Genomic DNA, 21,642 nt, shown 5'->3' on the forward strand with positions numbered 1-21,642 from the left:
GGCGAAAATACATGGTTTTAATCATTTTTCAACATAAAAATTCGGTTCCCAATTGATGTGCCCGGAAGTTTTTGTTGATTTATCGGTCGTTCGAGAAAAAGAAAAAAAGCCGCTGCATAAGCGACTTTCATGTAAGAAGTAATCTTATTTTATTTAGAAATCCGGGCTAGATAAGTTGAACTAAAGCTGCCCTGAGAAAGCCAAGTGCAATGGAGAAAGGGAATTACCTTGTAAGCGAGTTTGGCTTTGAGAGCTTTCTACAGAAAGCTAGCTTCGTAAGCCTGGAGTTTCTACAGTCCGAAGGCCAATCAAATAAAAGAAACTCAAAACAACCTGTCTGAAGCTGCAAGGTAATCCCTTTCGGAATGGAACGACAGCCAATCAATAGTTCAACTTATATAGATCGGATCACCGCCCGCCAATCGATCTGCCCGTTGCGTCGATATAAAACTCGACTGCATCGTCATCCTTGCCGACCGTCACTCTGGCGACGCCGTTCTCGAAAGATTCGGCGTAGTCGAATGCCGGGAGGATTACCCAATTCCCCTTCTTATCGATATACCCCCACTTGCCGGTTTTCCTTTTAACCGCGCCGGGGCGACACCTTCTCCAAACATTCGGACGTCGAAAAACCGCGGGGAAATGACCATGCTGCCTTCCGTATCGATGAACCCCCATGCAGGTCCATTGTCCGTATCGACTTGAACGCCGGCCAGTCCTTCGGAAAAATCGCCGGTGGCGGTGTAGGCGGGCTCGATCGCCATTTGGCCTTTCCGGTCGATATAGCCCCACAATTTTTCGGACGGAAGTTTGACGTCGGCTCTATTTTGGCTGAAGCCCCCTACCCGTTCATAAATGTATGGGATAGCCGTTTTACCGTCCTCATCGATATAACCCCAACGCTTCCGATCGGGCGAGACGGCAGCCAGTCCTTCGTGAAACCCGGAATCCATCGAAAAATTAGGCTCATATTGCGGAGGGATCACTTCCCGGCCATTTAGATCGATATACCCCATGGTCAGTTCCCCCAGAAATTGACCGGTATACACTGTAATCCGATTGTCCGAGAAGTAGGTAACCAAATTATACGTAGTCGGGAACAACCTCTCATTGTCTTTGTTGATGAACCACTGCTCGATATTATTATTTTTATATACGCCAACAGCCGCCATGCCGTGCCGAAAAGGAGTAGCCATATTGTAAACGGGTTCAATTACCGTATTTCCTTGCCAGTCGATATACCCGGATAATTTCAAGCTTCCCTCATTTACCTCGATAACGGCCAAGCCGTCGTGAAACAAATCGGCACTTGTGTATTGCGGTGCAATGATCCAATCGCCTAACCGGTTTATGTATCCGTATAGTCCGTTCTTTTTAAGCGGAAGCAGCAGCTCTTCGGATAAGGGCACAGTCGGAGCATCGGTCAAAAGCTGAACGATTCGCTGGTCCTCATTCCGACTCAAGGCAGCCATCACTTGGGCTAGCTGCAACGGCGTCTGGCCGCTCGCATTTACCGCCCTGACATCCGCACCGCCCGTCAGCAGCGCTTCCACCAACTTGACATCGCCCAGCCGAACCGCCTTGTGAAGAGGATAATCCCCATCGATCCCGCGCGAATTCGCGACCGCTCCCGCACGGAGAAGCTCCGGAACGAGTTCCGGGACGTTATGAATCGCCAGTTCCAGCACGTTTTGCTTGCCGCCGTTCGTATAGTTGACGTATGCTCCTTCGCCGATTAAGTTTAGCGCACGCGCAACGTCCCTTTGTTCAATCGCCCGCAGCAGGTTTTCTTCGTCGGTCGTCATCAGCTTGATCGTCTTCGTTTCCTCGTCCCAGCCGACCGAACCTCCTACGCACTCCGCGATAAACCGCAGCGGCACGAATACGGTGCCTTGGCTCAATTCCGGGGGGTGCTCCAGCGTGACGGCTTTATCGTTGACATAGCCTTGCCGGCTCCCCAAAAATAGTTTGATGCGATACCGATCATTCGCGCCTTGAATCGATTTCTCCTTCTCGCTCCATTCGACGGTCAAGCCGAGCTGTTCGAGAGCCGAGCGAAATGGAACGAAAGCGGTCCCATCATGCACGACGGGAGCTGGCTTAACGGGCCGACTGTTCAACTCGATACGAAGCTCTTCTCCGCTTTGCGCTCCGAGCGAAGTTGGCCATACGAGGGCGGCGGCGATCGTCAATCCGATCACTTTGTTCAGTACGGATTTGCTGAATAAGAAAGCGGGCATCATGGATGGACAAACCCCTTTAGCAGTATTTTCCTCTACTATATCGGATCTGCAGTAAAAAGACGACCCTAGTTCGCAAAATGAACGAGAGTCGCCTTGTTCCCCATCATAGGGATAAGATTTGTAAACAGTCGCGAATTTCTTCAACCGCCGAAGCTTTCCGCCACTCCTTGCGATATCCGAGGCAAGCGCAGACCATTTCCGTTCCCTGATCGGCATATGTTTTCCGATAATGTACATGGCCCATAATGCCGTAACGCACGCCATATTGCCGGTAAAGATCGGCATATTCCGCGCTTCCGAGAAAGGCATTGAAGTAAGACCACTGCGGGTGGGGCATCGGCACTTTGAAATACGGGTGCGCCAGCATGTGCGTGACCATCACAATCGGTCTGCCGCGGTGTTCCGCCAAATCCCGTTCCATGCGCTCGTAAAAATAGCGGTGAATGTCGCGGTTGCTCATTCCCCAGTCCACATAAAGGCTGTCCTGCCATGTCCGGTCCATCGCGTGCATGCGCTCAAATTCGTCGAACGAATAGTCCGGTTCGCCCATTGTGTAATCATACCAGCCGGAATTTCCGATCACGACCCATTCGTTCCCGAGCTCGTATGGCCTCTCGCTCAAGCATCCGTCGAACGTTTGAAACTGCCGGTATAGGTGCCATGTATCCCGGATGCCATTGTCCTTGCTCCAGTAATCGTGATTGCCGGGGACGAAAAGAACGGGATAGCCGCAGCGCTCCTTCAACAATTGAAGGACGGCGAGACTGCGGTTCGCGTCGTTCGAAATATCTCCGGCGATAATGAGGCCGTCCAGCCCGCTTTCGCCCGCAACCTCGAGCAACGCTTCTTCGATCGGCGGTTCGCTTGGAACCTCGTTAAGATCCACGTGCAAATCCGATATGACGCCCAATTTCACGGTGTATCGTTCGCCTCCTCGTATAAATGGCAGCTCACCTCGCGGCCGGGGCCGACGATTCTCAACTCCGGAGCGACATCGCGGCATTTGTCCATCGCGTGCGGACATCTGGGGTGAAACGCGCAGCCGCCCGGCGGATCGATCGGGCTCGGCACTTCGCCTTGAAGCATCACCCGTTCCTTTCTCTTCTTCACGTCGGGAACGGACGAGAATAGCGCTCGGGTGTAAGGATGGAGCGGCTCTCCCCCCGCCGCGCCGGCATCGAATATTTCCACCATTTTCCCCAAATACATGACGCCTACCCGATCGCTGATGTACTCCACGACGTTCAGATCGTGGGAAATAAACAGATACGTCAAGCCCCGCTTCTGCTGCAGCTGTTTCAACAAGTTCAAAATTTGCGACTGCACGGATACGTCGAGCGCGGACACCGCCTCGTCGATGACGATGAACTTGGGTGACAGCACGAGAGCGGCAGCGATTCCGACACGCTGCCTTTGCCCACCGCTCAATTCATGTGGGTAGCGGCTCGCATAGCCGGGGTCCAGCCCGACCTGCTCCAGCGTCTCGGCAACGATCTTCCGTCTCGTCCGCTTGTCTCCGATCCGGTGAATGATCAGCGGCTCTTCGAGAATCCAGCCGATCGTCTTTTTCGGATTCAAGGAAGAATACGGATCTTGAAACACGATTTGAATGTCCCGGCGAAGCGATTTCATCTCGCTTCCCGATAGCCCGCTTAAGTTGCGGCCCCGGTAATAAATGTCTCCCGCCGTTTGCTTCACCAGCTGTACGAGCAGTTGGCCCGTCGTGGATTTGCCGCAGCCGCTTTCGCCGACCAGCCCGAAAATTTCTCCCTCCGCGATTCGGAAAGAAACGCCGTCCACCGCCCGCAAAACTTGCCGTTTCGCAAGCAGCCCCTGCTTGGAGACGGGATAATGCTTGGCCAGCGAACTGGCCCGGATCAACGCTTCGGTCATAGAGCCATTCCTCCGTCCGCATACAAATGGCACCGGACCCGGTGATGGGCCGCCGTCTGCCGCAGTTCGGGAGTAGTCGACTCGCACAGGTCCGAAACGCTCGGACAACGTCCCGCGAACGGGCATCCGGATCGCCGATCGGCGATCGAAGGAACCCGGCCGGGAATCGTATAGAGCGGACCGCCCCTTTTGTCGGCGCTTGGCAGCGACTGCAGCAGCCCTGCGGTATAAGGATGCTTCGGGTGATCCAGCAGCTCCTCTAAGGGAGCGTCTTCCACGATATAGCCGGCGTACATGACGATCACCCGGTCGCAAACTTCCCGAATAACGCCAAGATCATGGGAGATGAAAAGAATCGATGTGCCTGTCGAACGATTCATCTCCCGCAGCAAATCCAAAATTTGCGCCTGAATCGTCACGTCGAGCGCCGTGGTCGGTTCGTCGGCGATCAGCAGCTTCGGCGTGCAGATTAAAGCCATCGCGATCATGATTCTTTGCATCATGCCGCCGGATAGGAGGTGGGGATAGTCCTCGTACAGTCGCTCCACCCGGGATAGGCCGACCTTGGCCATCATGTCCGTCGCGAGCCGTTTCGCTTCCTGCTTCGATACGGATAGATGGGCCATGGCCATCTCCGCAATCTGCTTGCCGACCGGCATGAGCGGATTGAGCGCCGACATCGGATTCTGGAAAATCATCGAAACTTGCTTGCCTCTGACCGCGCTCCATCCATCCCTGGACGCCGGCTCCATGGGCTTGCCGTTAAGCAAGATCCCGCCTCCCGTCATCGCGGCCGTCTCGGGCAGCAGCCCCATCACGGACAACGACGTCAAACTTTTCCCGCATCCCGACTCGCCGACGATGCCGACCGTCTCCTTTTCCCCGACCTGAAACGTGATTTGCTGCAGCGCCGGGTACGTCCTCTTCCCGATCGTAAAGGCGACTTCCACATCCCGCAGCTCAAGCAAGGCGTTTGCCATGGCGGCTACTCCCCCTAACTTATCCCTTGTTGTCGTAAACGTCCCTTAACCCGTCTCCCAGCAGATTGAATCCGAGAACCATCGTCGTAATGACCGCGCCCGTAATGAGGACATACCATGGAGCATTCACGATGAAAGGCTGGGCTTCGCTCAGCATTCTGCCCCAGCTCGGATTGGGCGGCTGTACGCCCAGCCCCAAGTAGCTCAGCCCCGCTTCGGCGAGGATGGACCCGGAAAATCTTAAGGAGGCGGCTACGATAAGCGGCGAAGCGATATTGGGCAGGATGTGGTGAAATACGATGCGCAGCGGCCCCGCCCCTCTCGCCGTCGCCGCTTTGACGAAAGCGAATTCCTTGTATTGGATAAAACCGCTGCGGGCGATTCTGGAAAACGCGGGGATGCTCATGACGCCAAGGGCGACGATCGTATTGCCGAGCCCGGGACCGAATACGGTGACGAGCATAATAGCCAGCAATATGCCCGGGAACGCCAGCTTCGCATCGATGATCCGCATCAGAACTTCGTCCAGCCATCCGCCGGAATAACCGGCCACCGCGCCGACCAGCAAGCCGAAGATCAAACCGATCGCCACCGACGAGAAGCCGATCAGAAAAGCGGTTTGTGTCCCTTCCATGATCCGGCTGAATATATCGCGCCCGAAATTATCCGTCCCCCACCAATGGGAAGGCTGCGGATGGGCAAGTCTCATCGCGGTGTTCATCTCGTTCGGTCCGTACGGAGTATAGAACAAGCTCGTCATCATGAGCGCAAAGAGCAGGGCGATCAAACTCGCGCCGATCATCATCGGCTTGCTGCGGACCAGCTGTTTCCATTTCATCTTGTTCACCTTTTCAGTCGAATGCGCGGATCAACGACCATATACAGCATATCGACGATAAAATTGATGCAGACGACGATAACCGTAACGTAGAGCACCATCGTTTGCAGCAGCGGCAAATCGCGCGTGCCGATCGAGGTGATCAGCAGATTGCCGAGTCCCGGCAATGCGAATACATTTTCCACGACGATGCTGCCTCCCAATGTATCGGCGATCAGCAAGCCAACGATGGTAAGCACGGGAATGAGCGAATTGCGCAAAATATGACGGTACATGACGATATTGTCGCCGAGCCCTTTGCTTTTTGCGGTACGTACGTAATCCATGCGGGACTGATCGAGCAGCGTATTGCGCAAATAGCGGATTACGACGGCGATGCCGGGAACGGCGAGCGCAACCGATGGCAAAAACAGCGATTTGAACGCTCGCACCGGATCCTCGCTCCAAGGGACGTAACCGAAAGTCGGAAACCATCTTAACGTAACGGAGAACAATAAAACCAAGATGAACGCGAGCCAAAACGACGGTACCGCGAGGCCCAGTTGGGTGAATACGGATAACAGCAGCGCCGGGAGCTTGCCGTCCTTCCGCGCGATATAGATGCCGAGGGGAATACCCACGAGCAAGGTGAGTCCCAAGGACATCAGCGCAAGCGACACCGTCACGGGCAGACGTTCCGCCACGATATCCGCCACCGGACGATGGTAGCGGAGCGAATGGCCCAAATCGCCGGCAGCCGTATCCTTGATCCAGGACAAGTACCGTTCCGCGGCCGGGCGCTCCAGTCCCATCGTCTTGCGCAGCTCGGCGAGCTGATGCGGGTCCGCGTCTACGCCGAGGACGATCTCGGCAGGGTCGCCCGGCAATATTTGAAAGACCAGAAACGTAATGACCGATACGAGCAAGACGGTCGAACCTAATGTAACCAGCTTCCGGATATAAAATCTCACCTGGCGATCCCTCGTTACTTCGAGTAGTACATGGCTGCGAAGTCGTATTTCTGAATCGGGTACATCTTAAAGCCGTGCAAATTGCCTTTCATCGCAACCGAGCGGCTCGGGTCCATAATAAAGAACGCGACGGCCTGTTCGGTAAGTATCGTCTGAGCTTGCTTGTACAGCTCGGCCCGCTTGTTCGCATCGATTTCCAGACGGGCGCGGCCTACGAGATTGTCGAATTCGCCGTTGCTGAACTTATAGAAGTTTTTCGAGTAAGTCGTTTCGTAGCGCCCCAGCACCTCATGCGGATCGAGCTTGCCCGTGAGTCCGATAATCGTAGCTTCGTATTTCGCATTGTTATACACGTCCTCCAGCCAGCTGCTCCATTCGATTTGCTTGATCGTCGCTTGGATGCCGACGGTTTTCAATTGCTCGGCAATGACTTGGGCCGTGTCGACGTGGAATTTATAGTTGGACGGAACCGTAATCGTCAGCTTGAATCCGTTCTCGTATCCCGCTTCCTTCAGCAGCTTCTTCGCTTGTTCGGCGCTCGGCGCGTAACGCTTGTCCAATCCTTCCTTGTAATACATTTTCATGGCCGGACTCATGTTGGAGCCGAGCTTGACTCCGTTACCTTCCGCGACCGTCTTGATGATGACGTCCTTGTCGATCGCGTAGTTGATGGCCTGGCGGACTTTAACGTCGTTTAGCGGCTGCACGGAATTGTTCAGCGCCATGAGCTGAACCATGTTTTGCGGTCCGGACACGATCGAGAACCCGTTCCCGAGCTGGAGCGCGCCTTGCGCAGATATGCCCGGAACCATGTCGATATCCCCGGATTTCAGGGCTAGCACGGAGGCGTTCGAATCCGGCATGAACTTGAATTCCACACGGTCGAGCATCGGTTTATGTTCTTTGTCGTAGAAGTTTTCGTTTTTCTCCAGAACGAGCTGCTGCCCCGGTGTATAGGCTGCGAACTTGAACGGACCGGCGCCGATCGGCTTCGCGCTTTGCCCTTCGTAGTCTTTCGGGACGATCGCGACGATGTTGGCTGCGAGGAACGCCGCGTCCTTGGCTTTGAGCTTGATCACTACGGTATAGTCGTCCGGCGTGTCGATCGACTCGATTGCGGCGAACTTCGAGGAGAGCGGTTTTTTCCCGTTCAACCCGGATAATTTCGCATAAGAATAATAGACATCCTTCGAGGTAAGATCCGAACCGTTATGGAACTTGATTCCTTTCCTCAATACGAACGTGTACGTCAAGCCGTCCTCGGAGATCTTGTAAGACTCCGCGATTGCCGGAATCAGGTCGCTGTTCTCGCCCGCTTCGAACAAGCCGTCGAATACGTTGTCCATCATCGAGCCGGTATCCGTCGCCGCGGACAAATACGGGTCCAGATTATCCGGCTCGGTCGCCATCGCCACCCGCACGGTGCCGCCGGAAACTTTCTCGCCTTTGGCCTGAGAGGCCGGAGCGCTATTGCCGCTATTGCCGGGTTTACCGCTGCCGCCGTTGCCGCAGCCGGACATAGCTATCGATGCGATCATCAATACGGAGAACCCGGCCACGATCGTTTTCTTGAGCTTCAACAAGAGAAAAACCCCTTTCCAATCTCAAATGTTGATTTGCATGCCGCAATGGGCCAATCGAATTTGTCCTGCATAGTGCCTTGAAGCTTCCGCAACGAGCTGGTTAAGCTCTCCGTAATGGGGGAAATGCGTCAAGATCGTTTGCCCCGCGCCGGCCAGTGCCGCGATCCGCCCCGCTTCGCCGGCTGTCAAATGCCATTTCATGATGCCTGCCTGCCAATCGTAGAAGCTGCTTTCGATCAACAGAACGTCCACATTCCGGGAAAAATCGATAATGGCTTGGCAGTAGCCCGTATCGCCGGAATAGACGAGCGTTTTTCCTTCCCGCGACGTCAGCTTGACCGCGAGACACGGAATATCGTGCATGTTCTCGGAAAATTCCAGTTTTACCTCTCCGATGGTCAACACCGTGCCTGCCCGGATCGAATGGACGCGAACGTTCTCCGGATATTCGAAAGTCAGGCCGCCGCGTTCTTCGCCGTTTACGTATATGTCGAGCGGTTTCGTTCGCCTGCCGATCCGCATCAGAATGAGAATGGCAAACTCCAGGCTGTATACGTCCGCGATATGGTCGGCGTGCGTATGGGTAAGGACGACGGCGTCCAGTTCCTCGAGCGGGCAATGGTTTTGCAGCCGGGACAGCACGCCGCTGCCGCAATCGAGCAAGATTTTGCTGCCCTCGCTTTCCACCAAGTAACCCGAGGTCGCCTCGTTTTTCTCGGGGTAAGCCCCCCAACAGCCGATTACGGTAATATCCATCCGAATATCCTTTCCCGCGGGATTTATCGCGACCGGTTCATCCACTCGAAGTTGTCCTGGAACGCCTTGAACATCACTTCCATCTTCTCGATATTGAGCTTGACCCGCTCTTTCTCCAGATGGGAGATTTCGTTGATGAGGGCGTTCGTAACCGATAGCGCCGCCGTATACGAATCGAGGAATCCGGTCGATTTGCATGCCGCGAAGAGCGATAAATCGGCCAGCTTCGCAAACGGGGACAGCCCGGAATCGGTCAGCGCAATCACTTTCGTTCCCTGCTCCTTGGCCAGCGTCGACACTTTCAACGTCCGCGAGCAATATCTGGGAAAACCGCAGGCGAACACGAGGTCACCGGGCTTGATGTAAGACGCGTATTCCGCAACACCTCCCTGGGGAATCAGCTCGCAATTGCCCAGCATATATTTCAGGACGAAGCTGAAAAACGAAGTGACCGACAGCCCCATCCGCCATCCGGCGATCCAGATCCGGTCCGCATCCAGCAGCATCCGGGCGGCTTGACGGATTTGCGCCTTGTCCGTCCACGCCATCGTTTCCCGCACGTTTTCGATTTCCTGGACGAAGTGCTTCTCGATCCAGGAATCTTCCTGATGGCTGGTCGAGTGCAGAAAATTTTTGACCGCGCGCTGGTCTTTCATCACGTGTCGGCGCAAATCATGAAGCATGCCCGAGAAGTTCGGATAAGCCAAAGCCTGAGCCAAACGATGCACCGTCGCCTCGCTGACCCCGGACTTGCCCGCGATCTTCTGCGCCGACTCCATGACCGCATCCTGCATGTTGGCCTGGATGTAATGCGCCACTTTCTTCTGCGCGACGCTAAGCGCGTCGAATTGCTCTTCGATTCTATCCGCGATCGTCGACATCGCCATGACTCCTTACCGGTTGATCTCCTGCGGTACGCGAGGGTGCCCCAAGTACGCAGCCACATCGTGTATGCCGGATATGATGGGGTAATACGAGAGCTCTTCGACACCCCGGTTTCCATATGCATTGATAAGCAAACAGTGCATGCCGATTTTCTGGCTGCCTATGACATCGTCGTAGTAGTTGTCTCCGATATAGAGGCATTCGTTTGCCGTTACGTTCGCTCTGTCCATGGCCAACCGGAAAATATCCGGATTCGGCTTCTCCACGCCTACCTCCGAGGAGACGATAATGTCGTCCAGCTCCGCGTCCAACCCGTTCTGCGCCAGTACGGTCCGGGCCGACTCGTCCCAATTGGAAATAAGACCGAGTCGAAATCCGAGGCTTCGCAAATGTTGGAGGGTTTGCCGCGCGCCTTCGTAAGCTTTCCAACGTATCGGCCATTCCTGAGCCAAAGCCCGATAAGCTTGAGTGACCTCCTCGATCGGCAGCGCCAGCCGCAGGAAATAGTTCAGCGTACCGATATACCAAGGCAGGAATGCCCGGCTGTCTTTGCCGAGAACGCCTTGAAATTCCCGCATGAACAGCTTGTCCGTCCGATGATAGGCGATTGCGATTTCATCCGCATTCCGGAATACATCGAAACGTTCGAGCAGCACCTTCTGATACACTTCTTCCCGGTTCGTTCTGACCAACGTGTACCCGAGGTCAAACCATAAATAACGAATCATGCCGTCCCCACGTCTCCCGATTCTTGAAAGATTTCCTTCATAAAGTGATAAATGTTTCATTTCCTTCACCTTCATCATAGAGAGCGAGTATTCGCGCAACGTAAAATCCAGTTGGAGATTTCGTAAATGTTTCAGTCGAGGCGGGAAGTAAGGGTGGTTCGGAGCTGTTATTCGGTACTTTATCGGGGATTTTTGCAAAATATAAGCCGTATGCTCGGTCATCATGTACAAAAAATACCCGCACTGCCAGTAACGGCAACGCGGGCACCATTGAAATCAGCATAAGAAAATAAGTTCATTTGTACCCCGTTACGTCAGAAGCGCCTCGTCCTGCAATCTTGCCAAAATTTCATCAACGGTTTCTTCGGGCGTCAATTCGGACGAATCCAGCCACATTCCGATTCGGGGAGTCTCGTTTTGCAACAGGCCATTCAACATTTCCACGGTCCAAGCGCCGTATCCTTTCTTGGCGCGGGCGGCTTCTCTTTGCTCAACAACCGATGCATTCGGACAAAGGACTACAACGTAAAGGGGGCGGTTTCGGATGAACGATACGAACTCGTTCAGCATCGGACCGACGACAACATCCTGAACGACTACTATAAATCCGGCTTCATAATAAGCATCCGCCGTATGGGCGGCCAGCCGATACCGGAGTCGCAATTGTTCCAACTCGTCATTCCCCGCATCGGGCTGCATTTCTTTGCGGTTATTCACGATCATTCTGCGAAAAAGATCTCCCCGCACATGCACGGATTTCTCGAAGCGTTCAGACAGCAGCTGGGCGATTGTCGATTTTCCGCTTGCCATTATTCCGGTAACGAGTATAATGCCGGGAAATGCTGTTGTCATAATCAAATATCACTCCTTTGAAATAAAGCTGCCAGAGTCCATTTATTTACTTTCATCGTACTTCTTGATCCACTCTTTTCCGGTCGCCCATTCCTTAACAGAACTATGATCCTTTAAAATATCCTCGCACGCCTTGGCCATGACCCACTCTCTCAATCCGTCTTGATCGCTCGTCCTTAATTCCTTGGTCAAATAAGCCAATGCTTCATCCCCCATGCCCAGTATTTCTTTGTAGGCACTTAATTGATTCTTAATATAGTCATTAGGATTGCTTGATACCATGTACTGCTTATTCGTTATTATTTTGTTCAAATTGTCCTCGATACCGGTTGCACTCTTATTTTGGCCGCAACCGGTTATCAGTATTGTAACTGTAATCAGAATTAATTGAAGTAGTGCTGCTCTCATTATTTTCCCCCAACTTTTTTATATTCGAATTTTTCTGTTATCCGATAACTATCATTCACATGAATACATAATACCACGGATTTCCCTTCTTTTTTCGAGTCCTGGCTGACGAAAGTCTTAATTCCCATTTATTGGTGCAAATTTCCGATTGACGGAAAAGGTTTGTCACTTTAAACTTGTAATAAATTAATTGGAAGCGTTATCGAATTGGGAAATTTTATTTAATGAATGGAGTGAAGGATTACGTGCTGAAAAAAATGGGCGTCACCTTGTTGGCATCCGCCATACTATTGACAGCGGCCGCTTGCGGCAATGCGGGAACCGGAGGGGCGAAGAAGACATACTCCATCGCAATCTCGCAATACGTGGAGCATCCGTCGTTGGATGCGACCCGTCAAGGCTTTCTGGCCGCGCTGAAAGATGCGGGAATTACCGAGGGAGACAATCTGAAGGTCGATTACAACAATGCGCAGGCCGATTCTCCGAACAATTTGTCGATCGCGCAAAAAATCGCCGCCAAGAAAAACGAACTCGTTCTGGCTATCGCTACCCCTTCGGCGATCGCCGTCGCGCAGCAGGTCAAAAATTCGCCGATTCTTTTCTCGGCGGTCACGGACCCGCTTGACGCCAAGCTGATAACCAATATGGACAAGCCGGGCGGAAACATTACCGGTGCCTCCGATACGAATCCTGCAGCGATTACACAGCTGATGGATTTCATTCACGCCAATTTCCCCAAGGTCAAAAATCTCGGCTTGGTCATCAATACGGGGGAGCCTAATGCGATCGTTATGGCCAATACGGCCGAGAAGGCGCTGGAGAAGCACGGCATGAAGCTGGTCAGAGCGCCTGTCACGAATACGTCGGAGGTGAAGCAAGCCGCGCAATCGTTGGTGGGCCGAGTGGACGCCCTCTACATTACGCTGGACAATAACGTAGTCAGCGGCGTCGGTTCGATCATCCAAATCGCTAACGAGAACAAGCTTCCTTTCTTCTCCAGCGACCGGGATACGGTAGAGAAGGGAGCCTTCGCGACGGTGGGCTTCAAATATTACGATCATGGCTATCAAGTGGGCCAGATGGCGGTAGACATCCTGAAGAACGGGAAGAAGCCGGGCGATCTCAAGGTGACCGTTCCCGATAAATTGGACCTTATTCTGAACATGAAGGCGGCGGCCAGTCAAGGCATTACGGTTACGGACGCCATGAAGAATCAGGTCAAGGACAAACAAAATAACATCATACAATAAGGCGATATCGGGGGGGCTTCCAACGTCCCCCTTTCTTTGCTTGAGGAGGGGCTTGCATGCAGGATCTTTACGGCGCGGTCGAACTCGGCCTTCTTTACGCCCTGATGGCTTTGGGCGTTTTCATTACATTCCGGATATTGAATTTCCCCGATCTGACCGTGGACGGCAGCTTCGCTACAGGCGGGGCCGTTGCGGCGATCATGATTTCGAACGGGTATTCGCCTTGGCTTGCGACTATAGCCGCCTTTGCCAGCGGATTGGCTGCGGGGGCCTGCACCGGCCTGCTCCATACGAAAGGGAAAGTGAACGGCCTGCTCTCCGGGATTTTGATGATGATGGCCCTTTACTCCATCAATATGCGGATTATGGGCAAGCCCAATGTGTCGCTGCTCAATGTGGACACCGTCTTTACATCGGTATCCCCCGTCGTTTTGATGCTGATTGTCGTGATCGTCATCAAGCTTCTATTCGACGCGTTCCTCCGCACGGATTTGGGTCTTGCACTTCGGGCTACGGGCGATAATCCCCGCATGATCCGGAGTCTGGGCGCCAACACGGACAATTCGACCATTTTGGGCGTCAGCCTGTCCAACGGATTGGTGGCGATCTCCGGTGCCGTCGTTGCCCAACAGTCCGGCTTTGCCGATATATCGATGGGCGTCGGCATGATCGTAATCGGCTTGGCCTCCGTCATTATCGGCGAAGCCATCTTCGGGACGGGCAGCGTGTTCCGCGCTACGCTCGCCGCCGTGCTCGGGTCGATCGTCTACCGGATCGTCGTCGCTTTGGCTCTGCGGGTGGAATGGCTCGACGCCTCCGACCTGAGGGTCATTACCGCCCTGATCGTCGTCGTTGCGCTGGTACTTCCCTCGGTGAGGCGCTCCATACGGCAAAAAAATGTGGCGAAAAAGCGCGCCATGGAGCTCGCCGCTCCGCAATCGCCACAAACGGGAGGTGAGCGGTAATGCTGGAGCTTAACCAAATATCGAAATTGTTCAACCCCGGAACGCCGGACGAGAAAATCGCTCTGATGGACATCCGGTTGAAGCTGAACCCCGGCGATTTTGTAACGGTAATCGGGAGCAACGGAGCCGGCAAATCGACGCTGATGAATTTGATTTCCGGTACGATGAAGCCCGACGCCGGGAACGTGCTCATTAACGGAGAACCGGTTCAGCAACTTTCCGAGGACAGGAGAAGCCGTTGGATCGGCCGCGTATTCCAAGACCCGATGGCGGGCACCGCCCCTACTATGTCCATCGAGGAGAACTTGGCGATGGCTTATGCGCGGGGGAAACCACGGTTATTCAAGCTGGGTGTTACATCCGCCAAACGCGTACAGTTCCGGGAACAGGTGAAGCGGCTGGGCATCGGGCTGGAGGATCGGCTGCGGGCCAAGGTGGGTCTGTTGTCCGGAGGGGAACGGCAGGCGCTCAGCCTGCTGATGGCGACCTTCACGCAGCCGGAAATTTTGCTGCTCGACGAGCATACCGCCGCGCTTGATCCGTCCCGCGCCGAATTGATAACGCGCCTGACCGAGGAAATCGTGCGCAAGCAGCGATTAACGACACTAATGGTGACTCACAACATGGAGCAGGCGATCCGCCTCGGGAACCGGCTGATTATGATGGACAAGGGGCGGATCATCCTGGATGTCCCCGAGGAACGGAAGCGGGATTTGACCGTGGCGCAGCTGCTCGGCGAGTTCGAGCGGATCAGCGGACACAAGCTGGCGGATGACCGGATTGTTTTGAACTAAAGGATTCGTCTCGCATAGCGCAGAACAAAGCGCCGCCTTAATCTAGGGCGGCGTTTTTACTTGTTTGGCCGTCCGCGCCATCATTGACACTCCCGAACCCTTTATAATATGATACAAAAAGAATACAGACAGAGACATAGTAGACCAGATATGATATAAGGTTGTGAGTTATGAGCCAATCGCCTAGCCGCAAAACGTTCCGCAACCGTTTCGACGATATGGTAAAAACGTTGCGCAGCCGTCTTTCCTCGGGTCAGTATGCGCCGGGCGATTTTTTGCCTTCGGTCGAAGCGTTGTCCGAGCAATTCAGCATGAGCATCAATTCGGTTCGCAAAGGACTGGAAGCGCTGGCCGCCGATGGATGGATCGAGACGATTCCCCGGGTCGGCTCGAAAGTGCGCCCGAAAACGATAAGCGCGGAAACGAAGCTGCTGCTCGCTTGTCAGCACACGCTTTCCCGGGATGCCGCGCTCGGGGAGCTGCTCGACCGGTTCCACGCCCGGTACCCGAACGTTCGGGTACAGACGACGATCTTTCCGGAATCGTCGTTGCAATCGCTTGTCGAAAGCGGCGATTTCGACGTGGCCGTTTTGACTTATCCGGGCTTCGAGGAGCTGGCGCACGAAGGGCTTCTGCAAAGCTTGGAAGTTCAAGAGAAGCGCGGAGACATATACCCGTTCCTGACCGAAAGCTTCAAGCATGACGGTACGCTTTGGGCGCAGCCGTTCCTGTTTTCACCGGTCGTATTGTGCTACAATAAAGAGCATTTTCGGGAAAGCGGTCTGCTGGAGCCGGACAGCGGCTGGACTTGGAATACGCTTCTCGAGCATGCGGAGAAGCTGACCCGGAAGCCGGAGAGGTACGGATTCTTCTATCTCCACGAAACCGAGAACCGATGGCTTCCCTTTATGATGCAGAGCGGACAAGCATTCGAGAGGAATGAGGCCGGGAAAGTACGCTTGCGCGGGACGAAACTGATGGAAAGCTTATCGTTTTGCCGCGATATCGTCCAGAACGAGACGATATTCCCCCGCGGGCTCCGAATGGACGCCCAAACGTTGTTTTTGAAGCAGCGGGTTTCGATGATCGTAACGACTTACTTCGGGCTCAACATGTTAAAGGATGCAGCGTTTGAGTTCGATGTATCTCCGCTGCCTCGCCTCCATACGCCGAACACGCTGCTGCTAGTCATGGGTCTGGCCGTCCATGTGCGCTCTCCCCATAAAGAAGCGGCTAACGAGCTGGTCCGCTTCTTGACTTCGGCCGAAGCGCAAAAGCTGATCGGCGAGCGTACGTTCAGCATTCCCGCCGTGAAGCCGGTCGCCGAGGCGCCCGTTCCCGAACGGGACGCCCGCCTGACCAATTATCACATGTTCCGGCACATTATCCCCACGTTTCAGCTCCATAAGGATTTGAACATGAATTACCGGATGATCGTGAAGATGCGCGAGGAGCTGCTGTTATTTTGGTCGGGCTTGGAAGGCGAGGACGGCCTTTCCGCAAAACTGGAAGCCCAGCTGTAAGAATACGCAGAAGCTTGTCTTTTTAGGATACCTTCCTGAAGAGACAAGCTTTTTGTATTTTATCAGAATCACATAACTTGTAATTGACGCAAAATGAAACAGTATAATATAATCAAAAAGCAAAATGTGATATAGATGTATATCAGGAATGGGGGGGTGTTCTTAAGGATTAGCGCCGTCGGCATCGCTCACGGCGATAAGATGTCTCGTTAGTTCCTTATTCGGATAAAGGAGTCGATAGGCATTGAAATGGAAACGCTTTATTTCCAAGCTTCTTGTTGTCGTAATGGCGCTGGGCATCGCACCGGCGCTCCCGGGACCGTTCGGTACGATACCGGCGGTACAGGCGGCGTCCGGGTTGGAGTTTCTCCCGAACGGAGGATTCGAAACCGTATCCGGCGGCTTGCCGATCCGGTGGACTTCGATTACCCAAGGCTCCTACTACGCTTCCGTAACCGATCATGTTTACGCGGGCGTTAAAGCTTTAAAAATCGCGGACCCGAGCGCCAACACCGGTGTCGGGATGCGAAGCGCCGCCGTGCCGATCACGCCGGGAAATCGTTATGCGGCGTCGGTGTTCGCCAAGGACGATTCGGGACACTCGACCCTGTACCTCGAGTTTTGGGATGCGAACAACCAACGAGTCGCCTATAAGACGAAGACCAATGCGGCGAACGCGGCGTGGACCGAACTGAATGTCGAAGATTCGGCGCCGGCGACCGCCGTGACCGCGACTTTGCTGCTCTATTCCAATTCCGCGAACGTAGGCGTATCGTATTTCGATGCGGCTTCGCTCCGGTACAGTCCTCCGATCCCCGAATTGATTCCGAACGGAGGATTTGAGATGGTGTCCGGCAATATGCCGTCGCAATGGACTCCGCTCAACTCCGCGATCGGAATCGCATCCGCGACGGATCAAGTGCTGCAAGCCGTATACAGCGTAAAGCTGACCGATTCCAGCACGACGGCCTCCGGCGGCTTGCGCAGCGCCAAGGTGCCGATCGCAGCCGGCGAAGTGTATCGGGCGCTCGTCGATGTTTTCAAAAGCGGCGGCAATTCCTTCAGCTATTATTTGGAATTTTGGGACGCCGCGAACGTGCGGGTGTCGAACAAGTATAAGACCGCAACCGTTTCGAACGCGTGGACGAATATCAGCGTCGAAGCGACGGCCCCGGACAACGCGGTATCCGCATCGGTACTGCTCTATTCGAGCGGATCGAATACCGGCGTCGCGTATTTCGATCAAGCTTCTCTGAAGCAGGTGCCGGATATGGAATTTCCTCTCGCCGTAACCGGTCATCCGCGACTGTTCTTTACGGCCGCCGATATTCCGGAGCTTCGCGCGCGCGCGCAAGATTTGACTCCCTCCCCTTCCGGCGCAACGGGCAAGGAGCTGTGGGACAGCGTACTCGGCGATGCGAACGAGTATTTGAACGAAACGTCCTATACCGTGCGTTACTATAACGGATACCCGGTCACTTACCCGCTGCCGCCCGTCATGCCGCCTGTCATGCCCAACCCTCCGGGTTATACGGGAAGTCCTACGTACCCGTATTGGGCCGCCATGGCCAAAGCGCTCCAATACCGGCTGGAAGCGTTGTCGCTCGCTTACGTCATTACCCAAAATCCGGATTATGCCGCAAAAGCGAAATCGTACATGCTTTCCTTGTCGGATTGGGAGCGGTGGACGGATACCAATTATCCGTGCGGCGGAGGCTTGTCTTGTCTGGATACGGCACATTTGACGCTCGGCGTAAGCGCGGCTTACGACGTATTGTACGATTTGCTGACTCCGGAGGAAAGGTCCAAGGTGGAAAATGCGCTCGAACAACTTGGACTAGAACCGCTGCGGCTCTCGATCAACGACGTCGACAACAATGCCGACGCGCTGCGGGCGGCCGCGCTCGGAAGCGGAGGAGCCGCGCTGCTGGGCAAAAGCGCCAAGGCCGAAAAGTATTTGACCCGCGCGGTTCGCTATTATGATTGGTACCTCGATTTCCGGATGAATTCCGGACAAACGGAAGGGTTCAACTACACGGATTATTCGGTGGAAAACATGATCCGCGGGATCGACAACTTGACTCGGACGACCGGGGTGCAAACTTATTTCGAACATCCGTTCTTCAACGATTTTATCGTACGCTGGTCCAACTACTTCCTGTCCCCGGGAGGCGGAGGGTTGGCCACGATCTCCGATTCGGGCGCGAATGCGTACAGTTACGGCTTCTTTCACAATACGATGAGCATCGTGGCGCGCTGGCTGAACAATCCTAATGCGGTTTGGTATTTGACGCAAGCGGACGTAGCCGGTTCGGCCTTCGATCGATTCCTGTATTTCATCCCCGACGCGAATGCCCGCATCCCGAGCGATTGGCCGAACTCCGAGCTGTTCGACGAAATGGGCTGGGCGGCGATTCGCTCTGGCTGGACTGGCGGCGATTCCTTGCTGACGTTGATCGGCAACAATAACAAGCTCGATCACAGCCACTACGACCAGAACAGCTTTACGCTTGCCACGAACGGCACATTTATCGCCAGGGACCCGGGATACCGGGATCTGAGCCCCGGTCCGAAACAAAACTTTACGGCGAAGGACGGCCACAGTACGATCCGGGTAGACGGGCAGTCGCAATCCGCCAAAGGAGAAGGCCGGTTGCAAGCCGGCATCCTGTCGCCGAACGTGGACTATATGATCGGCTCGGCTCCCGGCGCTTACGGCAATTCGCTTTCGAGTTTCGATCGGCATATCGTTCGCGTCAACGATTACTATGTCATGATGGACGATCTGAAGGCGAGCTCGCCCCATACGTACGACTGGATGCTCTACGCGGGTCCAGTCAAAGACGCGAAAATCGACGGGACAGCGGCGTCAGTCGGCGTTACGACGTATGGCAACAAGTTTTCCTATCGTCACAGCGGCGCTCGGATGACCGCTTACACGTTGGGGACGTCCGCATTGCCGATTACGTTCGACAAGTATTCCGGCGCGGAGTCGTACGGATATATGGTGAAAGTGGGAAGCGGCGCGGCGACTGCCGATAACCGGTTTCTGAGCGTGCTGAAGGCGGAGGCTTCGCCGCAGCCTGCGGGCGTTTTAACGGGGGCAGATCTGCTGAATGCCGTAGTGTCGTCGTCCGGGGACAGCGCGGATTACGTGAAGGCCGCAACGGCGGATATTATGACGTTTAAAGCCGATGCCGCAGGGGACTACATAGACTTCTCCATGAACGTGAGCGCATCGGGAACCTATAGTTTAAGCGGCTATTTTATGCTCGCTTCCAATTACGGTCAAGTGAAAGCTTACGTGGACGGCCAGCAGCTCGGGACCGTTTTCGAAGGCTATAGCCCGGTGACACAGAGCGCTCCGCTCCACCATTTCGGCGATATAGCGTTGTCGGCCGGGGATCATACGATACGTATGGAAGTCGCCGGGAAGCATCCGTCGTCAGGCAGTTACCGGATCGGGATCGACGAGGTTCGTCTTTTGCCGGCTGCAAGCAATGCCGTGGAAACTGATTCGGCTTTACAGGCCGCACAAGTTTCGGCTGCAGGCGTTATCGGCGCAAAAGTAAATTGCGATGTCTCGTGTTCGCAATTCGATTACGTTCTGTTCAAAACGGGCACGTCGGGTTCGTATACCGTCGAGGGCATCACAAGCGATGCGAAGCAATCGGTCGTCTCGCGCGGGGCTTCCGGCGTTCCGGCCGCATTCGCGATGACCGGCGGCACAAGCTTGACGGATGTCGGGCAGACGTTGCTGCTGGGGTCGGCGAACTTCGACGCTTCGTTTACCTTCGACGCCGGTAGCGGTACAACGGCAGGCGTTCTCGTTGTTGAAGCAGCCGGATCGTATTCGTTCCGCGTTCCCTCCGCGCCCACGCTCGTAAAAGTGGACGGCGCGCCGGTCGCGAATTACGGCTACGATGCGTCGGCCAAACTATTGACGGTGCCGGTAGCGTCGGGGCGGCATTCGATCGAAGTTCGATAACGATTTGCCATTTGAAGGGCCCTCATCTCGGTTGCATGATGAGGGCCTTTTTTCTGCTCTGTCTAGGCTAGCTTCTTGTCCTCGCCACATACGGATAAATCGGATCTCTTAATTCAAAGTCATAGGTTGTTCCATTCACGATCCCAACAACTTTCTCGCCATCATAAAGTTGTAACATAAATCCAGCCATTTCTTTTGCAGTATGAAATTTTGGAACGAATCCTTCATATTGAAACTCCTTGATATCCAAAGCGCTTTTAATAAATTCAGTTTCAGTTGCAGCAGGAGCCAACACTTTCACTTGCATGGCAGCTCCTCTTTCTTTCAATTCTTGCGCGAGACCTTCTGTAAAGGCACTTACATAAAACTTCGTCGCGCAGTAGGCCACGGAATTGCCGACAATTTGGTATCCACCGCCTGAAGAGATATTGATGATTTGCGTTCCTTCAACATCGGCATAATCACGCACATACAGAGAGGACAGAACAGTTAAGGCCTCAATGTTCAAGTGAAGCATGGCTGTAACTTTATTTAAATTTTGTTCCCGAACGGAAGCAAAGCTCCCGGATCCGGCATTGTTGATCCACGTCTCGATCTGATAATCCTGAAGACTTTCGTAGAATTCATACACATTTGCAGTAACAGATAAGTCAACGGTTCGAATAACAACATCCACGTCCAGGTTTAGATTAGCCACTTTTGATTGTAATTTTTCCAGTTCCTCCGTTCTGCGGGCCGCTACAATTAAGTTTTTTCCACGCGCCGCGAAAGCGAGAGCCGTTTCATACCCGATTCCTGAGCTGGCTCCCGTAATAACCGTATATTTCATATCAATTCCTCCTGAATTTTGATCGCTTTTCGTCTCCAAAACAAATAGATCATCTAATAATTCGATAACTAATTAAATTGGTAACCTAAGTATATGTAAGTGAAAGTGTACAGTCAACCAAATTGTTATTGACTATCCGTCTTGAACTATCCCTTTGTCGAGAAAAGGCAGTCGACC

General features: G+C 54.0%; 19 protein-coding genes. 5 read left to right on the forward strand and 14 right to left on the reverse strand.

Annotated features, from left to right (window positions below):
• Nucleotides 1-408 precede the first annotated feature (408 nt).
• The 13 genes from FE783_RS38990 to FE783_RS15735 all read right to left on the reverse strand — a co-directional run bounded on the left by FE783_RS38990 (nt 409) and on the right by FE783_RS15735 (nt 12,116).
• Complete coding sequence (locus FE783_RS38990; RefSeq protein ID WP_420799747.1) at nt 409-558, reverse strand: WG repeat-containing protein; 150 nt, start codon at nt 556-558, stop codon at nt 409-411.
• Nucleotides 534-2,243 (reverse strand): WG repeat-containing protein, encoded by a 1,710-nt coding sequence (locus tag FE783_RS15680; protein WP_158301829.1) that lies wholly within the window; start codon nt 2,241-2,243, stop codon nt 534-536. Before FE783_RS15680 ends, FE783_RS38990 begins: the two co-directional genes overlap by 25 nt.
• Before the next feature lie 103 nt (nt 2,244-2,346).
• Nucleotides 2,347-3,159, reverse strand: coding sequence for a metallophosphoesterase (locus FE783_RS15685; protein ID WP_138880323.1), 813 nt, complete (start codon nt 3,157-3,159; stop codon nt 2,347-2,349).
• The gene (locus tag FE783_RS15690) at nt 3,156-4,136 is read right to left on the reverse strand and encodes an ABC transporter ATP-binding protein (protein WP_138880324.1); all 981 of its coding nucleotides are present in this window, start codon (nt 4,134-4,136) and stop codon (nt 3,156-3,158) included. The genes FE783_RS15685 and FE783_RS15690 overlap by 4 nt, the downstream gene beginning before the upstream one ends.
• Complete coding sequence (locus tag FE783_RS15695) at nt 4,133-5,116, reverse strand: ABC transporter ATP-binding protein (protein ID WP_138880325.1); 984 nt, start codon at nt 5,114-5,116, stop codon at nt 4,133-4,135. The genes FE783_RS15690 and FE783_RS15695 overlap by 4 nt, the downstream gene beginning before the upstream one ends.
• Before the next feature lie 19 nt (nt 5,117-5,135).
• The gene (locus tag FE783_RS15700; protein ID WP_138880326.1) at nt 5,136-5,954 is read right to left on the reverse strand and encodes an ABC transporter permease; all 819 of its coding nucleotides are present in this window, start codon (nt 5,952-5,954) and stop codon (nt 5,136-5,138) included.
• Between the two features lie 5 nt (nt 5,955-5,959).
• A complete protein-coding gene (locus FE783_RS15705) occupies nt 5,960-6,904 on the reverse strand; it encodes an ABC transporter permease (RefSeq protein ID WP_138880327.1) in 945 nt (314 codons plus the stop codon).
• 14 nt (nt 6,905-6,918) lie between these two features.
• The gene (locus FE783_RS15710; RefSeq protein WP_138880328.1) at nt 6,919-8,487 is read right to left on the reverse strand and encodes an ABC transporter substrate-binding protein; all 1,569 of its coding nucleotides are present in this window, start codon (nt 8,485-8,487) and stop codon (nt 6,919-6,921) included.
• A gap of 21 nt (nt 8,488-8,508) precedes the next feature.
• Nucleotides 8,509-9,243: an MBL fold metallo-hydrolase gene (locus FE783_RS15715; protein WP_138880329.1), complete on the reverse strand. Its 735-nt coding sequence runs from the start codon at nt 9,241-9,243 to the stop codon at nt 8,509-8,511.
• Nucleotides 9,244-9,266: 23 nt separating this feature from the next.
• On the reverse strand, nt 9,267-10,124 hold the full coding sequence (locus FE783_RS15720) for a MurR/RpiR family transcriptional regulator (protein ID WP_138880330.1): 858 nt from the start codon (nt 10,122-10,124) through the stop codon (nt 9,267-9,269).
• A gap of 12 nt (nt 10,125-10,136) precedes the next feature.
• Nucleotides 10,137-10,856: an HAD family hydrolase gene (locus FE783_RS15725; RefSeq protein ID WP_138880331.1), complete on the reverse strand. Its 720-nt coding sequence runs from the start codon at nt 10,854-10,856 to the stop codon at nt 10,137-10,139.
• Nucleotides 10,857-11,165: 309 nt separating this feature from the next.
• Nucleotides 11,166-11,708 carry an AAA family ATPase gene (locus FE783_RS15730; protein WP_138880332.1) on the reverse strand — a complete coding sequence of 181 codons (543 nt, stop codon included), beginning with the start codon at nt 11,706-11,708 and terminating at the stop codon, nt 11,166-11,168.
• Between the two features lie 42 nt (nt 11,709-11,750).
• Nucleotides 11,751-12,116, reverse strand: a complete 366-nt coding sequence (locus FE783_RS15735; protein WP_138880333.1) for an LPS-assembly lipoprotein LptE — start codon at nt 12,114-12,116, stop codon at nt 11,751-11,753.
• Between the two features lie 224 nt (nt 12,117-12,340).
• Here FE783_RS15735 and FE783_RS15740 point away from each other — a divergent pair, with 224 nt between their 5' ends.
• The 5 genes from FE783_RS15740 (at nt 12,341) to FE783_RS15760 (ending at nt 20,636) form a co-directional block, all read left to right on the forward strand.
• Nucleotides 12,341-13,366: an ABC transporter substrate-binding protein gene (locus tag FE783_RS15740; RefSeq protein WP_420799744.1), complete on the forward strand. Its 1,026-nt coding sequence runs from the start codon at nt 12,341-12,343 to the stop codon at nt 13,364-13,366.
• Between the two features lie 56 nt (nt 13,367-13,422).
• Nucleotides 13,423-14,331, forward strand: coding sequence for an ABC transporter permease (locus FE783_RS15745; protein ID WP_138880334.1), 909 nt, complete (start codon nt 13,423-13,425; stop codon nt 14,329-14,331).
• Nucleotides 14,331-15,125: an ABC transporter ATP-binding protein gene (locus FE783_RS15750; protein ID WP_138880335.1), complete on the forward strand. Its 795-nt coding sequence runs from the start codon at nt 14,331-14,333 to the stop codon at nt 15,123-15,125. Before FE783_RS15745 ends, FE783_RS15750 begins: the two co-directional genes overlap by 1 nt.
• Nucleotides 15,126-15,295: 170 nt before the next feature.
• Entirely contained in the window at nt 15,296-16,648 is a 1,353-nt protein-coding gene (locus tag FE783_RS15755) for an extracellular solute-binding protein (protein ID WP_138880336.1), read from the forward strand.
• A 244-nt stretch (nt 16,649-16,892) separates the two neighbouring features.
• Complete coding sequence (locus FE783_RS15760; RefSeq protein WP_138880337.1) at nt 16,893-20,636, forward strand: heparinase II/III domain-containing protein; 3,744 nt, start codon at nt 16,893-16,895, stop codon at nt 20,634-20,636.
• Between the two features lie 67 nt (nt 20,637-20,703).
• Here the strand turns inward: FE783_RS15760 and FE783_RS15765 are convergent, their stop codons facing one another.
• On the reverse strand, nt 20,704-21,465 hold the full coding sequence (locus tag FE783_RS15765; protein WP_138880338.1) for an SDR family NAD(P)-dependent oxidoreductase: 762 nt from the start codon (nt 21,463-21,465) through the stop codon (nt 20,704-20,706).
• Between the last annotated feature and the right edge of the window lie 177 nt (nt 21,466-21,642).

This window comes from Paenibacillus mesophilus (genome assembly GCF_005938385.1).
Lineage (GTDB): Bacteria > Bacillota > Bacilli > Paenibacillales > NBRC-103111 > Paenibacillus_AB > Paenibacillus_AB mesophilus.

Bases quoted from the DNA above. Each gene is read 5' to 3' on its own strand.
- FE783_RS15680 (WP_158301829.1), bottom strand. From the start codon at position 2,243: ATGATGCCCGCTTTCTTATTCAGCAAATCCGTACTGAACAAAGTGATC.
- FE783_RS15690 (WP_138880324.1), bottom strand. From the start codon at position 4,136: ATGACCGAAGCGTTGATCCGGGCCAGTTCGCTGGCCAAGCATTATCCC.
- FE783_RS15695 (WP_138880325.1), bottom strand. From the start codon at position 5,116: ATGGCAAACGCCTTGCTTGAGCTGCGGGATGTGGAAGTCGCCTTTACG.
- FE783_RS15700 (WP_138880326.1), bottom strand. From the start codon at position 5,954: ATGAAATGGAAACAGCTGGTCCGCAGCAAGCCGATGATGATCGGCGCG.
- FE783_RS15715 (WP_138880329.1), bottom strand. From the start codon at position 9,243: ATGGATATTACCGTAATCGGCTGTTGGGGGGCTTACCCCGAGAAAAAC.
- FE783_RS15720 (WP_138880330.1), bottom strand. From the start codon at position 10,124: ATGTCGACGATCGCGGATAGAATCGAAGAGCAATTCGACGCGCTTAGC.
- FE783_RS15725 (WP_138880331.1), bottom strand. From the start codon at position 10,856: ATGATTCGTTATTTATGGTTTGACCTCGGGTACACGTTGGTCAGAACG.
- FE783_RS15730 (WP_138880332.1), bottom strand. From the start codon at position 11,708: ATGACAACAGCATTTCCCGGCATTATACTCGTTACCGGAATAATGGCA.
- FE783_RS15735 (WP_138880333.1), bottom strand. From the start codon at position 12,116: ATGAGAGCAGCACTACTTCAATTAATTCTGATTACAGTTACAATACTG.
- FE783_RS15740 (WP_420799744.1), top strand. From the start codon at position 12,341: ATGAATGGAGTGAAGGATTACGTGCTGAAAAAAATGGGCGTCACCTTG.
- FE783_RS15745 (WP_138880334.1), top strand. From the start codon at position 13,423: ATGCAGGATCTTTACGGCGCGGTCGAACTCGGCCTTCTTTACGCCCTG.
- FE783_RS15750 (WP_138880335.1), top strand. From the start codon at position 14,331: ATGCTGGAGCTTAACCAAATATCGAAATTGTTCAACCCCGGAACGCCG.
- FE783_RS15755 (WP_138880336.1), top strand. From the start codon at position 15,296: ATGAGCCAATCGCCTAGCCGCAAAACGTTCCGCAACCGTTTCGACGAT.
- FE783_RS15765 (WP_138880338.1), bottom strand. From the start codon at position 21,465: ATGAAATATACGGTTATTACGGGAGCCAGCTCAGGAATCGGGTATGAA.